Annotated in this window: 13 protein-coding genes and 1 pseudogene; 13 read left to right on the top strand and 1 reads right to left on the bottom strand. The window is 44.2% G+C overall.

The window, feature by feature from the left end; translation table 11 throughout:
• Positions 1–672 precede the first annotated feature (672 nt).
• From ACFOHL_RS13690 to ACFOHL_RS13640, 10 genes and pseudogenes are all read left to right on the top strand, one after another.
• Positions 673–966, top strand: a pseudogene (locus ACFOHL_RS13690) (methyl-accepting chemotaxis protein); the annotation flags it as partial.
• 311 nt (positions 967–1,277) lie between these two features.
• A complete protein-coding gene (locus ACFOHL_RS13685; RefSeq protein WP_376920793.1) occupies positions 1,278–1,559 on the top strand; it encodes an STAS domain-containing protein in 282 nt (93 codons plus the stop codon).
• 54 nt (positions 1,560–1,613) lie between these two features.
• Positions 1,614–3,278, top strand: a complete 1,665-nt coding sequence (locus ACFOHL_RS13680; RefSeq protein WP_376920792.1) for a SpoIIE family protein phosphatase — start codon at positions 1,614–1,616, stop codon at positions 3,276–3,278.
• Positions 3,279–3,281: 3 nt separating this feature from the next.
• Positions 3,282–3,647, top strand: coding sequence for a response regulator (locus ACFOHL_RS13675; protein ID WP_376920791.1), 366 nt, complete (start codon positions 3,282–3,284; stop codon positions 3,645–3,647).
• Positions 3,648–3,661: 14 nt separating this feature from the next.
• Positions 3,662–5,722, top strand: coding sequence for a chemotaxis protein CheA (locus ACFOHL_RS13670; RefSeq protein ID WP_376920790.1), 2,061 nt, complete (start codon positions 3,662–3,664; stop codon positions 5,720–5,722).
• Between the two features lie 7 nt (positions 5,723–5,729).
• A complete protein-coding gene (locus ACFOHL_RS13665) occupies positions 5,730–6,221 on the top strand; it encodes a chemotaxis protein CheW (protein WP_376920934.1) in 492 nt (163 codons plus the stop codon).
• Position 6,222: 1 nt separating this feature from the next.
• Positions 6,223–9,330 (top strand): methyl-accepting chemotaxis protein, encoded by a 3,108-nt coding sequence (locus ACFOHL_RS17565; RefSeq protein ID WP_449189032.1) that lies wholly within the window; start codon positions 6,223–6,225, stop codon positions 9,328–9,330.
• A gap of 3 nt (positions 9,331–9,333) precedes the next feature.
• On the top strand, positions 9,334–10,158 hold the full coding sequence (locus ACFOHL_RS13650) for a CheR family methyltransferase (RefSeq protein ID WP_376920789.1): 825 nt from the start codon (positions 9,334–9,336) through the stop codon (positions 10,156–10,158).
• Positions 10,159–10,161: 3 nt separating this feature from the next.
• Entirely contained in the window at positions 10,162–10,767 is a 606-nt protein-coding gene (cheD, locus tag ACFOHL_RS13645) for a chemoreceptor glutamine deamidase CheD (RefSeq protein WP_376920788.1), read from the top strand.
• A gap of 14 nt (positions 10,768–10,781) precedes the next feature.
• Positions 10,782–11,831, top strand: a complete 1,050-nt coding sequence (locus ACFOHL_RS13640; RefSeq protein WP_376920787.1) for a protein-glutamate methylesterase/protein-glutamine glutaminase — start codon at positions 10,782–10,784, stop codon at positions 11,829–11,831.
• An 87-nt stretch (positions 11,832–11,918) separates the two neighbouring features.
• On the opposite strand, the gene ACFOHL_RS13635 is transcribed toward ACFOHL_RS13640, so the two are convergent.
• Positions 11,919–13,532: a diguanylate cyclase gene (locus ACFOHL_RS13635; RefSeq protein ID WP_376920786.1), complete on the bottom strand. Its 1,614-nt coding sequence runs from the start codon at positions 13,530–13,532 to the stop codon at positions 11,919–11,921.
• Positions 13,533–13,811: 279 nt separating this feature from the next.
• Between ACFOHL_RS13635 and ACFOHL_RS13630 the strand changes: the two genes are divergently transcribed.
• The 3 genes from ACFOHL_RS13630 to accB all read left to right on the top strand — a co-directional run bounded on the left by ACFOHL_RS13630 (position 13,812) and on the right by accB (position 15,818).
• On the top strand, positions 13,812–14,666 hold the full coding sequence (locus ACFOHL_RS13630; RefSeq protein ID WP_376920785.1) for a hypothetical protein: 855 nt from the start codon (positions 13,812–13,814) through the stop codon (positions 14,664–14,666).
• 186 nt (positions 14,667–14,852) lie between these two features.
• Positions 14,853–15,287 carry a type II 3-dehydroquinate dehydratase gene (aroQ, locus tag ACFOHL_RS13625; RefSeq protein ID WP_376920784.1) on the top strand — a complete coding sequence of 145 codons (435 nt, stop codon included), beginning with the start codon at positions 14,853–14,855 and terminating at the stop codon, positions 15,285–15,287.
• A 72-nt stretch (positions 15,288–15,359) separates the two neighbouring features.
• Positions 15,360–15,818, top strand: coding sequence for an acetyl-CoA carboxylase biotin carboxyl carrier protein (accB, locus tag ACFOHL_RS13620; protein ID WP_376920783.1), 459 nt, complete (start codon positions 15,360–15,362; stop codon positions 15,816–15,818).
• Positions 15,819–15,828 lie beyond the last annotated feature (10 nt).

Here is a 15,828-nt window from a genome sequence, read left to right as displayed (position 1 = left end):
CGTCAATAATAAGGCGCTGCTTGTCAATTCTTTGTCGTTGAAATGCAAAGTGTAAAGGTATATTTTGCTATTTCATTGAGTTAATCATTTATGCTTTCAATGTCTCCAAAATTGCTGTTGCTTGCCTGCTTTTTTATAGTTGTATCAGCAGTCATTTTGTATATCGGTCACGCCAATATCGCCATAGTCTGGTTGTCGATAGGTCTATTGGTGTGCTTGTTGGTACAAGGACAAGTCGCAAAAAAAGCTCCACAAGCACCTGAGCAATCAGAAGTTGATGCGCAAAGCCCGCAATCAACTCATGCGTTCTCAGAAATGCAAACGCTGTTTGATGAGTTTGTGCCAACACTTGGCGAATGTGAGAGGAACATCGCAGACATCAAAAGCACACAAGACGACGCTGTTAAAACATTAAGCGAGAGCTTTTCCGAACTGCAAGAGCTTGTCCATGTTCAATCCGAAACAATTCAAAAACTCATTAAAATTGGTAGTAATGACGGCGATGAAGACATGCTTTACAGCGAACAAATGCGTAAATTTGCTGATAGTACTGCCATTACCTTAGATAAATTTATTCAATCTACTGTCGATATGTCAGCGTCCTCAATGGCCTTGTTAGACCAAGTGACGGCTATTTACGATTCCGTTCCAGAAGTGTTAAAAGCCGTGAAAGACATCGACAGTATTGCTGATCAAACCAACCTCTTAGCACTCAACGCTGCCATTGAAGCCGCGCGCGCAGGAGAGCACGGTCGAGGATTTGCCGTAGTCGCCGACGAAGTGCGCTCTTTGTCCAACCGTTCGTCTGAATTTAGCGACCAAATACAAGCAAAGCTCACGACTATGTCGGAGCAAATTGAAGGTTTAACCGGCGAGGTCGGTGAGCTTGCCAGCTATGATGTGAGTTATGTGATTGACGCCAAAAAAGACATTAACGCGGCGTTGAACAGCATTATCGAGAAGGCTGAATCTGATTCTGACGTGACCAAAGGACTGAAACAAGTCTCTATGGACTTAGAGGCCTCGTTATCCAAAGCCATTCGTGGTTTGCAGTTTGGTGATATAAACGGACAAAATCTAAGTTACACCAAAGACTCCCTTACGTTTATTGGTCAGAGTATGGCGAATACAACCATGACCAACATTGAAGAAATAAAACAACAAGTACATACGCACTTAGACGAAATTAATCAACGTAAAACCAATCAACATAACCCGGTGTCTGCCAGCAGCATGGACGCAGGTGATGTCGATTTGTTTTAAATGAGGAACAAGATATGAGTGATCGATCCATAAGTATTCCTGAGCGATTCGATTTTAGCTATCACAAAGATTTTACTGAACAATATCAACGTGTATTAGCAGAAGGCGGCACGAGCAAAATTGCCTTGGACTTTTCCAAAGTCAGTTACTTGGATAGCTCGGCGCTTGGCATGATGGTGTTATTTCAGAAGAAAGCAAAAAATCAAAACATTTCAGTATGTATCAGAGGCGCAAAAGAGAGTGCCAAAGAAATACTATTGATAGCAAACTTCGACCGCCTATTCGATATCTCGTAGCGATAGCTGTGAATCTTGTTTCTTTCCGTACATATCTGAACAATGAGTGAGTCGATGCGAATACTGATTATTGAAGACGATGCACTGTTTGCCGAAATACTGCAACGCTTCCTCGAAGACAAGCAGTGCAATGCGATTGTGTGTGATTCTATTGCTTCTGCAAAACAGCACCTAAACGCGTCTCGTTTTCAGTTTATTTTGCTTGATAACCATTTACCCGATGGCGATGGCATTAACGCGATCCAAGAATTCAAACAGACGCTTGCCGTCGGTGTGCCCATTGTAATGGTTACCGCTGAAGACAATCAAATCACGATGTCCGATGCATTTGAACGTGGTGCAGACGATTTTTTAATGAAGCCCGTGTCACTCGACTTGCTCTGGCAAAAAATTCAACGTGTCAGCTCGTTGTATAAAAAAGATCAAAAAATTGCCGAGCAAACAAATCGCCTAAAAACACTGCTGGATAAAAATGAACAAGAGGAGCAGTTAGCCCGCTACGTGTATGAACATATTGCCTCTACACTGATTAAAGACACCAATGGCATAAATCCCTACTTGCAATCTTCTAGCTCATTCAATGGCGATATTTTTATCTCTGAAGTTGCCCCCAACGGCAACCATTTGGTTTTTTTGGCTGACGCGACTGGGCATGGCCTTGCCGCTGCAATCAGCATATTGCCCTTAGTCACCACCATTAAAGCAATGATCCGAAAAGGTCTCGCACTGGCGCATATACTCCACGAAGCAAACGCCAAGCTATGTAATGACTTACCTGATGATAAGTTTGTCGCACTCATTGGGATTGAAATTAATTTCAATCTAAAAACGCTCTCTATTTTCAACGGCGGTATGCCAGATTTACTGGCGATACGGCATGACAAAACCATTGATCACTTCAGTGCCAAAAGTATGGCACTCGGTATCTTAGCGGCAGATGAATTTGATCCCGCGCTCGCGTGTTGTGAATTGCACCCGTACAAAAACCTCCTCTTCTTTAGCGACGGTATCATCGAACAGCGCAATGCGGATGGCGAAGAATATGGTATGGCTAGACTGATCGAAACCGTGAACGGCTACGATGAGAAAGAGCCACTGTATAGCCGCGTCATTAATTACTTCACAGTATTTAACGAAATGCGCGAGCTAGAGGACGACGTTTCCGTATGCGATGTCGCCATCGATACGCTGCTCGACAACTACCAATATAGTAAAAAAAGAGATGAGCTCAGCAAGTCTGGCAAGATTCGTGCATCCCTTACGATTAACGGTGGATTAATTGGCACAACAGACCTTGTGGGTTGCTTCGACAATTTGATGCGATGCACTGACACAATCGGTGACTTACGTCAGCGAGCGTTTACAGTGTTTGCTGAACTCATCAGCAACGCTCTTGATCATGGCATATTAGGTTTAGATTCAAAGCTGAAAGATGACTATTCAGGCTTTGCAGAGTACATCGAGTTAAAAGAAGAGCGCCTGACAACACTCGGCGATACTGATGTACTCGATATCAGCTATACATTCGACCCCAGTAAGAATGAAATTTCGTTCTCAATCAAGGATTCTGGAACTGGTTACGACACGGAAGCCACGTTGGAAGTGGAAGACGGCTCCCTATCCGGTCGCGGTCTTTCATTAATTCAGAAACTTTGTACCTCTGTTGAAATAATACCACCGGGTAACCAAACAACAGTACAAATCAAAAGAGAGTTTTAATTGATGAGCAAGCACATTTTAGTCGTTGACGATTCGCCCTCGATTCGTCAGATGGTTCAAGTAACACTTAAATCCGCTAGCTATGATGTGACCACCGCTGAAGATGGTCAAGCTGCATTAGACATGTGTAAGCGGATGCAGTTTGACTTCGTACTCACCGACCAAAACATGCCACGAATGGACGGCTTAACGCTAATTAAGTCCCTTAGAAGTATTGGCGCTTACCGTTCAACGCCTATCGTAGTACTGACTACCGAGGCAAGTGACGGCATGAAAGCACAAGGCCGAGCGGCAGGCGCAACGGGCTGGATGGTAAAACCATTTGACCCTCAAAAATTACTCGCAGTCGCATCAAAAGTACTTAACTAGTAGAGGCGAATCTTATGTCCGTAGACATGAGCCAATTCTTCGAAGTTTTCTTTGAAGAAAGTCACGAGCACCTGGACGATATGGAACATCTTCTGATGGAATTATCTCTAGAGGCACCTGACAAAGAAGATCTCAATAGTATATTCAGGGCAGCGCATTCTATCAAAGGCGGTAGTGGCGTATTCGGGTTTGATGCATTAACAGGCTTAACCCATGTGATGGAAAACATTCTTGATCTCGCGCGCAATGATAAAATAACCATTACCAAAGAAATCGTCGATCAATTACTCATTACTGTCGATACCCTGAAAGTCATTTTGGCTTGCTATCAAAACGAAGAGGAAATTGATTGGTCCGCCATCGAAAAAGGCACAGCAGCACTTGAAGCGCTTTTGAAGAACGACACTGATGAAGCACCGCAAGTATCTTCAGATGAGGAGCAAGGATTCGGGCTATTTGAAAATCCTGTGCTCGCGGATGATGAAGACGAAGCGTTTGGCTTTTTTGATTCCCAAGAAATTGAAGAAGAGGAGACGGCTTATGGCTTCTTCGAGGACGAAAACCAAGCAAAAGATGCACAAACAGATGAAAAAGATCAAACACCTACCGCAGCAAGCACTGATGATGATCAGCTTGAAGGATTTGGTTTCTTTGATGAAAACACAAGTGATGATCAAGTAAAAAAAGACGAAGAGGCTGGACAAGGCTTTGGCTTCTTTGAAGCATCAGAAGATAAAGCGAGCACGCCTGAAGAGACAAAAACTCAAGCTGCTCCTGAAAAAACAACGCCCCCCGCAGCAGACAAAAAAGTCGTACCTATTGAGAAAAAACCAAGCACAGCTTCACGCGCCAAACCAGCGAAGAAAGCCCGAACTGAAAGCAAAGAATCATCTTCCATTCGCGTAGATACAGGCAAAATCGACTCGATTGTCAACCTTGTCGGCGAGCTAGTGATCACACAATCGATGATACAAATTCTGGGTAAAGAAGTGCACGGCGAAACAGAAGAAAAATTAGACGGAGCAATCGGTGAGCTGTCCAGAAATATAAGAGAAATTCAGGAAGCCGTTATGTCCATGCGTATGCTTCCGATCTCCTTCGCTTTTAACCGTTTTCCGCGCGTGGTCAGAGATTTAGCGGATAAGCTTGGCAAAGACATCAACCTTATTATCGAAGGTGGCGAAACCGAAATTGACAAGGGCTTAATAGAAAAGCTAGTCGATCCGCTCACACATCTTATCAGAAATAGTATCGATCACGGTATCGAAATGCCGGACGCACGCAGTGCGATGGGTAAATCCCCGCAAGGCACCGTGATCCTCAACGCCGAGCAACGCGGTGGCAGTATCATCATCACCATCACAGATGACGGTGCGGGCTTAAATCGAGAAAAAATACTCAACAAAGCCATGAGCAACGGCCTAGTGCAATCAGACGACATTCCCGATAGCGAAGTTTGGCCACTCATATTTGAACCCGGCTTTTCTACCGCCGAAGCCGTCACTGATGTGTCAGGACGTGGGGTGGGTATGGATGTCGTACGCCGAAATATCGAATCAATTGGTGGCGCGGTAGAAATAGAAAGCCATGCCGGTGAAGGCTCTGTCTTTAGCATCCGCTTGCCGCTCACCCTCGCCATCGTTGATGGCATGTGCGTATCGGTAGGCGGACAAACGTTTGTTATTCCATTAACAAACATTGTGGAATCCATGCAACCACAAGCCGAACAACTAAAAACCATTGGCAATGACCACTTGTTGTGGGTCAGAGGTGAGTATTGGCCCTTAATAGCCTTGCATAAAAACATGAATATCGACAATGCCAAAGCCGATCCGACAAACGCAATTATCGTGCTGGTAGAAACCAGCAGAAAGCGTTTTGGCATATTGGTGGATGATTTAGAAGGGCAACAACAAGTCGTCATAAAAAGCTTAGAGCAACATTACAAACGCGTAGCTGGTGTGGCCGGCGCGACGATTATGGGTGATGGCTGTGTAGCCATGATTTTGGATGTTGAATCCCTATCAAGTGAAATAAAAACCCCTACTATTCAGGAGGTATCAGGTGGCAACTAATACGACAATGCCTGAGCAAGAAACCGAGACCGAACAAAAGAATGAATTTTTGACATTTGTACTCGGTGAAGAAAATTACGCGCTAGACATCATGACGGTAAAAGAAATTCGCGGTTATGAACAGGTCACCAAAATCGCGAATGCCCCTGACTATATAAAGGGCGTGTTAAACCTGCGAGGCGATATCGTGCCAATTATCGATTTGCGTATTAAGTTTGGCGTAGGTGAAGCAACGTACAACGAATTTACGATCGTCATCATGCTCATGATTGACGAGCGCATTGTCGGCATTGTGGTGGACGAAGTGAGTGATGTCATAAAAGTTGGCTCCTCGCAAGTCAAACCGCCACCCGAGTTTGGGGTAGCGTTTGACAGCGCGTATCTGCACGGACTCACAAGCATTAACGAACAAATGATTATCCTAGTAAATATTCAAAAATTAATATCAAGCGATGAACTGGGGCTTTACGACCCAGTGGCAACTGTGGAGCAAGACTAATATGAAATTCCTCAAGTGGTTCGACAACATTAAGTTACCCGTAAAAATGGGTATCATTGCGATGCTCGCCTTGTTGGGTTTGGGACTACCCACTTATTACTACACGGAATTGTCGTTCGAAAACCAAGCCTCGGCTCAACAGGAGCTACTTGGGATTCAACCTGCCTCTGCAGTCGTCAAGCTAAAAAAGGTGATGGCTGAACACAGAGGTATGTCTGCCCAGCTATTCAATGGCAACGCTGCCGTCGCACCGGCTTTAACGGCAAAAAGCAGTGAAGTGGATAGTCAGTTTGCCAAAGTAAGAGAGCTAATAACAGAAGCAGACAGAGAGAATGCCAGAGATCTCTTGTCTAACTTGGGTGAACTCAAAAATCATTGGAACACGATCAAGTCAAACGTCAATAGCCGCAGTTATACGCCTGTTGCCTCGTTTAGCGAACACTCCAATCTAATTATTGCAGCCGACTTGTTTGTTGGCGAGATCATGAACCATTTTTTACTCAGTTATGACCCAGCTGCTTCAAGCTACCATTTGATCATTGCAAACTTGCAAAACATGCCTCGCCTAGCTGATGCCTTGGGTAAAATACGTGGTGCAGGCGCGGGCGCACTCTCTGCCTCTACCATTTCGGGCGCAACCAAAAGCGCAGTAAGAGCAAACTTGACAAATATTGCCGCCCCCCTACAAGACTTTAAAATGAATATGTCAGCTGCGGCCCAAGCTGACTCGCGATTTAATGATAGCTTTAATGCTGCTAGTGATTTTAAAAATATCGTGGATGCTGCCTTGAACAAAGCTGAGACCGAAATCTTAAATAAAGACATTCCAGAATATAGTCCGACACAGTTTTTTGAAGAATACACCCGCGTGTTGGGAACCTTATACGAGCAACACGACAAAAACATTGTTGATTTAACTAAGGTAATTTCGGAACGTTCGGATGCCATCGCGTCAGCGCGTACCACGACTTTGTCTACTATTTTTGTTTTGCTCTTAGTCAGTAGCGTGATTGGCTTTATTATTATTCGTTCAATCAAAAATTCAACAAACAACTTAATCGGGCACTTTGCCAATATATCCAAAGGCCAATACGACATTGCTTTTGATACTTCACGCAAGGACGAGATGGGAATTTTAGAGAAAGCCTTGGCGCAATTAAATGTACAATTACAAGAAGCCTCAGCCACAGCACTCGAAGCCGCAAAAGTTAAACAGGCACTGGACAATAGCTCAACCTGTTTTATGATGTCTGATGCTGACAGAAAAATCGTGTATATGAATGACTCAGTGTACAAACTGCTGAAAAAAGCAGAAAGCTCTATTCGCAAAGATTTGCCACAATTTAATGTCGAATCTTTGATTGGTACCCGCATCGACAGCTTTCACCACAATCCCACTCATCAACATGCTGTACTCGACGCCCTAACCGGTGTACATGAAGCACGCTTAAACTTGGGTGGCTACTCTTTCCGTCTTATGATCAATCCAATCCGCGATGAAAACGGCAACGATCTTGGTAACAGCGTGGAATGGCATGACATGACAGAAATTTACAAAGAAGAGCGTCGCGTAACCCGCATACTCGAAGCCTTGGATTGCACCAGTACCAATGTCATGTTAGCTGATGCAGACCGTAACATCATTTATATGAACCGCGCGGTTAAAACGCTGATGAAGCAAGCCGAGTCTGATTTGAAAAAGGTCTTGCCTCACTTTGATGCGGACAACCTGATCGGCGTAAATATGGATACATTCCACAAAGACCCTAGTCATCAAAAAGGCCTGCTCGACAGGCTAAAAGAAGCATACACCAGCCAAATTAAAGTTGGGCCAAGACACTTTAGACTAATAGCGAACCCAATATTTAACTCCAGCGGTGAGCGCATTGGCTCTGTAGTTGAATGGCTTGAGCGCACTAAAGAGGTCAATGCTGAACAAGAAATCGCAGAGATTGTACAAGCCAGCCTTGAAGGTAACTTTGAAAAGCGTGTGGATGAAAGCGACAAAGAAGGCTTTATGCTTACCATGGCGCAAGGTCTCAACCAATTGATGAAAACCACAGAAACCGGCTTGAACGAAGTCAGTAATGTGCTGCTGGCGATTTCTGAAGGTGACTTGACTAAACGTGTCGACACCGAATTCCAAGGCACATTTAACGACCTTAAAAATTACTGTAACACCACCAATGAAAACTTGGTGTCTGTTATCAGCAAAATTCGCGAAGCGAGTGACACGATCAACAATGCCTCATCTGAAATCGCCCAAGGCAACGCTGATTTGTCAGCGAGAACAGAGCAACAAGCATCCAGTCTTGAAGAAACAGCCTCAAGCATGGAAGAGCTCACCAGTACTGTCCGCTTAAACGCAGAAAACGCCAATCAGGCCAACGGCCTTGCTTCGCAAGCCGCGGAGGTAGCAGGCAATGGCGGCGATTTGATCAAACAAGTTGTGACAACCATGGCATCTATCAACGAAAGTGCGCAGAAAATTTCTGACATTATCGGTGTGATTGATGGCATTGCCTTCCAAACCAATATCCTTGCGCTCAACGCAGCGGTTGAAGCCGCAAGAGCAGGTGAGCAAGGACGAGGTTTTGCAGTTGTTGCATCGGAAGTACGCACCCTTGCGCAACGCTCGGCAAATGCAGCAAAAGACATCAAAGATTTGATTTCTGACTCAGTTGCCAAAGTAGAAAGCGGCAACGAATTGGTCAATCAATCTGGTGATACTATGCAAGAAATTGTTGTCGCCATTCAGCGCGTTAACGACATCATGAGCGAAATTGCCGCGGCCTCTGCAGAGCAAGCAAGCGGTATCGACGAAGTCAGTAAAGCCGTATCGCAAATGGATGAAATGACACAACAAAATGCCGCCTTAGTTGAAGAAGCAGCTGCCGCCGCAGAAAGCATGCGAGGCCAAGCAGGAGAGCTTAACAACCGCGTGGGGGCATTTAAACTCAGTAGCAGTGACGTGACCACAACACTTAGCCAAAGTGCACCAGACCTACTGACTCAGCAGTTTGATGAGCTACCCTCTGTCGGTCATGCCAAAACGAGTCCTAAGGCAGTGCCTGCGGTGTCTCAAGAAGACGAGTGGGAAAGCTTTTAGCGCATGATGCTAAATGCTGAACAAAGTCAGGAATTTGAGTTTCGTTCTGCTGATTTTCATGCAGTCAGAACGCGACTCAAGACTATCGCGGGTATCAACCTTTCTGAAAGCAAAGACTCTATGGTGTACAGCCGATTGTCTCGGCGAATCAGACACTTAAAACTTCAGTCGTTTTCAGAATACTTGCGTTATGTAGATACTCACAGCGAAGAACACGAAGAGTTTGTCAATGCGCTAACGACTAACTTAACTTCGTTTTTTCGTGAAAATCATCACTTTGACTATTTAAAAGACTACCTTCGCTCACACAGGCGCCCATTAAAAATTTGGTGTGCCGCAGCCTCAACGGGTGAAGAGCCGTATTCCATTGCCATGACGGTAGTGGAAGCCTTTGGAAAATTTGATATTCCGGTAGAAATTACCGCCTCAGATATTGATAGCAAAGTACTCGCTAAAGCCAGAGCCGGTATTTACGATATCAAACTGGTCGAAAGCTTAGCTAAGGACATCAAAAAGCGCTATTTTCATCGAGGTAAAGGCAAGAACACCAACTTGGCGAGGGTGGTACCAGAACTCCGTCAGTTGATAAATTTCAGAAAAATCAATCTTATAAACAACACTTGGGATCTGCACAAGGATTTTGACATTGTTTTCTGTCGGAACGTAATGATTTACTTCGATAAACCCACACAGCTGCAAATTTTAAAAAAGATTGTGGGGCATATGAAGCCTAATGGTATTTATTTCGCCGGGCATTCAGAGAACTTCTCTCATGTGAGTACTTTACTTACGCCACTTGGCAAAACTATTTACCAGCCTAAGGCCTAAACAATGAGCGAATTGCTGACCGAACACCTCGCACCCAATCGTTATTTTGACCCCAACTTTAAAATGAATGCGGTCAAAATACTGCCTGGTGAATACTTTGCCACGCAAGAAAACACTTTAATAGTGACCGTATTGGGTTCGTGCATTTCGGTTTGTTTACGCGATCCTGTCTTACGGGTAGCCGGTATGAACCACTTCTTACTTCCCGAAAGCCATGATGAAAATGATCTAGAGGGTGATTCTGCGCGATACGGCGTATATGCAATGGAAGTACTCATTAACCATATGCTTAAGCTCGGCGCGCCAAAACGTCGTCTCGAAGCTAAGATATTTGGCGGCGGCAATGTGATGCAGCAATTTCGAGCCCACAGCGTGGGAGAAAAGAACACGGCCTTTATTCAGGAATATATGCAAACGGAGAACATTAAAGTCACTGCTACTGATGTGCTGGGAGAGTTTCCACGAAAAGTGTATTTTTTCCCCGAGTCAGGCGAAGTAAAAGTGCGTAAGTTGAAATCCATGCATAACACGACCATTCTTGATAGAGAATCTGCCTACCGTTCTAAACTTGATAAGCGCCTCACCTTTGGCGATGTTGATCTATTTTAAGGAGAAAATAAACGATGCCAATTAGAGTACTTGTTATTGACGATTCAGCATTAATCCGAAGCCTGTTAAGTGAAATTATTAGTCACGATCCTGAGCTTGAGCTAGTCGGTGCTGCCCCCGACGCATACGTAGCAAAAGACATGGTCGTGCAACTCAAACCTGATGTTATTACCCTTGACATTGAAATGCCTAAGGTTGACGGTCTCACTTTTTTAGATCGCTTGATGAAGGCAAAACCCACGCCTGTACTGATGATTTCTACCCTTACCGAAAAAGGCGCAGAGGCGACGATCCGTTCTTTAGAATTAGGGGCGATAGACTTTATACCCAAACCCAAAATTGATGTCGCTAAGGGCATGGGAGAATATCAGGCAGAAATCGTCAGTAAAATCAAACTTGCTGCTCGGTCTAAACCAAGACGCTTTAATCCGGAAAAATGCAGTAGCAAAGTTACCCCTATTCAGTACAAAGGCACAGAAATTATCGTTGGGATTGGTGCATCTACCGGCGGTACTGAAGCCATAAAAGAAGTGCTTATGGGTTTGTCTCCCGCCTTTCCTGCCACGGTTATTACCCAACATATGCCGCCCAATTTCACTAAATCATTTGCCAAGCGTTTGGATGGTATGTGCAAAGTGAAGGTGAAAGAGGCTGAAGATAATGAGCGCTTACTGCCAGGAAATGTCTACATTGCCCCAGGTGACAAACACCTCGAAGTAATGCGTCACGGTGCAGATTACCGGACTAAACTCAATGATGGACCACTTGTGAGCGGCCACAAACCTGCTGTCGATGTCATGTTTGCCTCACTTGCAAAAACAGTAGGTAAAAATACGGTAGCGACGATCTTAACGGGTATGGGAAGAGATGGTGCCCAAGGCTTACTCGCGCTCAAACAAGCTGGTGCCACAACCATGGCACAAGATGAGGCAAGCTCTGTAGTATTTGGGATGCCCAAAGTCGCTATTGAACTTGGCGCAACCGCCAATATTATACCCTTAGAGAAAATGAGCGCAGCTCTAACAAAGGCAATTGAAAGTGTCGGCGCAGGTTCACGCCTGTAGTGTCTGACACGTCGCTGACCTTAATTTACATATCATAAATTAGCTATACGCTTTTAACAAATCAAGAACAGCCAAATGTGACTCTTGTTAGCACATCGCCGTATCACGGTCGTACTTTATTTGATTTCTTCCTTGGTTTTTTGCCGCGTACAGTAGTACATCCGCATCATTGATAGCATCCCTTAGCTGCTCGTATTCCCCCAAACAAACAAGCCCAGCACTAAAGGTGACATTAAAATATCCTTGATCATGCTTAAATTGAATTTTTGAGAAAGCTTGCCGTAATTCATCTAGTTTTTTCACGCCATTCGATAAGTCGCAATCTTGTAAAACCAGCAAGAACTCTTCACCACCATAGCGGCCAATATAGTCAGATTCCCGAAATGCTCGACGCATTTGTTGCCCAAGTGTTCTCAGCACTTGATCGCCATTCGAATGCCCATAGCTGTCGTTTACCACCTTAAAATGATCCACATCAATCAATGCGATAGCTGTTTTTGTCTTGTTCAACTTACTCAGTCGCAGTGCATCGTTGGCAGATTCGACGATTTGGCCATGATTGTACACACCAGTTAAAGCATCTTTTGACACAAATGACCGTATGACTGAAGAGCGATTTAATCTCGCCAATACCTGTTTGACCACCAGAGGAGTTGGGGTTGACTTGGTAATAACATCATCCGCGCCGGAATCTAATACTTTTAGCTTAGTCTCAAGCGTGTCATCAGCTGTTAAAAATACGATGGGGGCAAAATCAAACTTTTCAGATTGGCGTAGCATGGAGGCTATTTCTAAACCATTCACGTCTGGCATAAACATATCCAGTAAAAATAAATCTGGTTTTAAGCGTTCCAATGACTCAAACAAAGCTTGGGCACTTTGAATGTATTCCACGCGACAATTGGCTTGTTCAAATACTGACTTATAAAAAACGCCCATTGACTCTTGATCATCGACCAAGACAATGGTGTAACTGTATTCGCGCTGCAATTGTAACACTCGGCTGATTTTTTCAAATAGCGAGTACGAATGTAGGGGTTTCACTATAAAATCGGAGACACCTGCTCGCACTGCAGACAACCTTGTCTCTAAATTAAACACAGTTGAACATGCGATCACTTCGACACCATATTTATTTAAGGCCTCTACAAAAACAGTTATTTCTTCGACCGAGTATCCACAATTAACAATATCGAGGATTACCAACGAGTATTTGTCGTCAGAAAATTGCTGTTTGAAAGCCTCGATACTTTCAAAACTATCAGCCGTATAATTAAACTGTTGAAGTATTTGTAAGGTGGCACAAGCGGCACTTGGGTCTGCATCAATAACCGCCATCCTTGCTCCCCCCGAGATGACTTTTTTTGACGTAATCGCTTGCTTGCACAAGGTTTCGATAATCGCGGTATGCTCGCCTTTGTCAATTTCACTGAGTACGGGATCGGGGGTGGTCTTGCTCCCTTGGATCAATACATTTAGCGCAATATCGATGTTTTTCACCGCATCTTTTAGGGATATATTTTCATCCAATGCGCCTTTCAGTAAACGCTTGATATCGTTAAGTTGATGATGCAGCACAAAAACTGCATAGGGCGTCATGAGGTTTGCTATTTCGGTAATAGATTTGTCGAATTCAATAAACGGCATTTTTTGACGGCTTTTGCGGGCGTTACCCCACAGCGAGATTACGACTTTAAGCAAGTCGTAATCTCGCTTAGCGTGTGCGGGTGAAACAGAAATGACAACTCTCCTAGATCTAGCCTACGCTACCAATATATGCCCAACTGCGTGTTTACACAATCGAATATTAACAGCGCATAATACGTGCTTATTTGATATCGGCGGTTCAAAAATAAACTAAAGTTCTAGATTAATTTTCCGATTATTTGTCTATAACAAGTAGTATTCGCAACCACTGTTTACCATGATTTCACTAACTATCAGAAGTTCGGTAAACCCTCACTTTGTTTAGACCCAATAATGAGCGAAGACACTAAGCTACAAAACAAAATAGACATGTTAGAGCGCCAACTGCTGCGTGAACGCAATGGCCGCAAACAAGCCGAAGAGGTACTTCGTCAAAAATCGCTAGAGCTGCACGAATCAGAAAAACGCTTAGCCCGCAACACCCAACGCTTAAATCAAGCGCTGTATGCCAGTGGCGAGTCGGTATGGGAATGGCAAGCAAAAGAAGATATCGTTCGCGTTTATCTGTCGATAGACAAGTCCGAAGTAGTGGTAAAAACCTTAGGCAGTTTTTCTACCGGCCTTGACTTGCTAGAAGCACGCAGCCGACGTAAGTTTGTGCAAAACTGGGAAGCGCATAAAGCCGGTGAAATCAGCAAAATCGACATGCATGTTCAATACTACAACGAAGACAATGATAGCCTGCGTTGGGCAAGAGTATGCGGGCAATTTGTGACGCGCGATAATTGTGGTGTTGGCACCCACTTTACTGGGATTTTAAAAGACATTACGCGTAAGTACGAAAAACAACTTACCTTAGACACGATTGCCATGTCCTTTTTATTGTCTGCAGAATTGATGTTTATTTTAAAACTCGATTCCCTGCATCTCGAAGTAACGGCTGCTGCCTCCGCAAGCCTGGGCGTGCCCAATGATCTGAGCCTCAAGGAAAAACAGGATAGGCTTACCCAATCCCTCCCTGTATCCAATATTAAACGCCATCAAACCAATAAAGTGTATGCCTTCGAAGATACCATTACACTGGCAAGCGGCGAACAAAAAAAAGCAAAATTTCGACTATTTCCTGGATATACACCCAATACCAAAGATAGCGCATATGAATACGCGGTAGGTGCCTTTAAGTTTTAAGGCCACTCTCGACAGCTAACTTCGCTGATTAGACCAGTAAAGACATAAAAAATGCAGACATCTACGTAAAATTTGCTATATTGAATAGTTAATTGATGTTTGACTCTCTAACTTGCAGAAAATGAACAAAAAATGCACGATAAACGCATGATATCTGCAAGATAAGAAAATATAAGCGCTAAATTGATGAAAATACTCTTGTTAAACGGTCCTAATTTAAATTTACTTGGAAAGCGTGAACCTGATATTTATGGCAGCGAAACCTTAGCCGATGTAGAAAAGTATTTAAGGGAATATGCAAGCCAGTGCGATTGTGAACTCTCTTGTTTGCAATCGAACGCCGAGCACGTGCTACTCGACGCTATTCATCAAGCGATGGGCAGTATCGATGGTGTTATCATCAACCCCGGTGCATTGACTCACACCAGTGTTGCGTTACGAGACGCTTTCTTAGGCACAAAACTTCCATTCATCGAAGTGCATTTGTCTAATGTGCACGCGCGCGAGTCATTTCGACATAAGTCGTTTTTGTCTGATGTCGCCGAAGGCATCATCGTGGGGTGTGGCACCCTCGGCTATAAACTCGCATTAGACGCATTAATTCAAAAACTCAAACACTAACAAATACAGGCTGTTGTTATTTACAGCGAGCCTTGCTTAATACATACAACAAAGATTTATAAGGGTTATCACATGGACATACGCAAAGTAAAAAAACTAATTGAACTGGTTGAAGAATCAGGCATTGCAGAACTTGAAATCACCGAAGGTGAAGAGTCTGTGCGTATCAATCGCGGCAATACCGGTGCACAACAAGTACAATATGTGCCTCAAGTAGCGGCACCCGTAGCGCCCGCTGCCGCACCAGCCCCTGCGGCAAGTGCAGAAGCCGCAGCACCGGCTCCCAGTGTTAGCTCAGGCCATGTTGTGAAATCGCCTATGGTAGGTACGTTTTATCGTGCATCTTCACCCGAAGCTGCTGCTTTTGTAGAAGTAGGACACACAGTCAAGAAGGGCGACACCCTTTGCATTATCGAAGCAATGAAAATGATGAACCAAATAGAATCAGATGCCGACGGCGTGGTCAAAGAGATACTGGTAGACAATCAAGAACCAGTAGAATTTGATCAACCATTATTCATTATCGAATAAGGGCGGGCAT

Source organism: Agaribacter flavus (assembly GCF_042646125.1).
GTDB lineage: Bacteria > Pseudomonadota > Gammaproteobacteria > Enterobacterales > Alteromonadaceae > Glaciecola > Glaciecola flavus.
The sequence above is the reverse complement of the archived record's forward strand: the minus strand, read 5'-3'. Positions and strand labels throughout refer to the sequence as shown.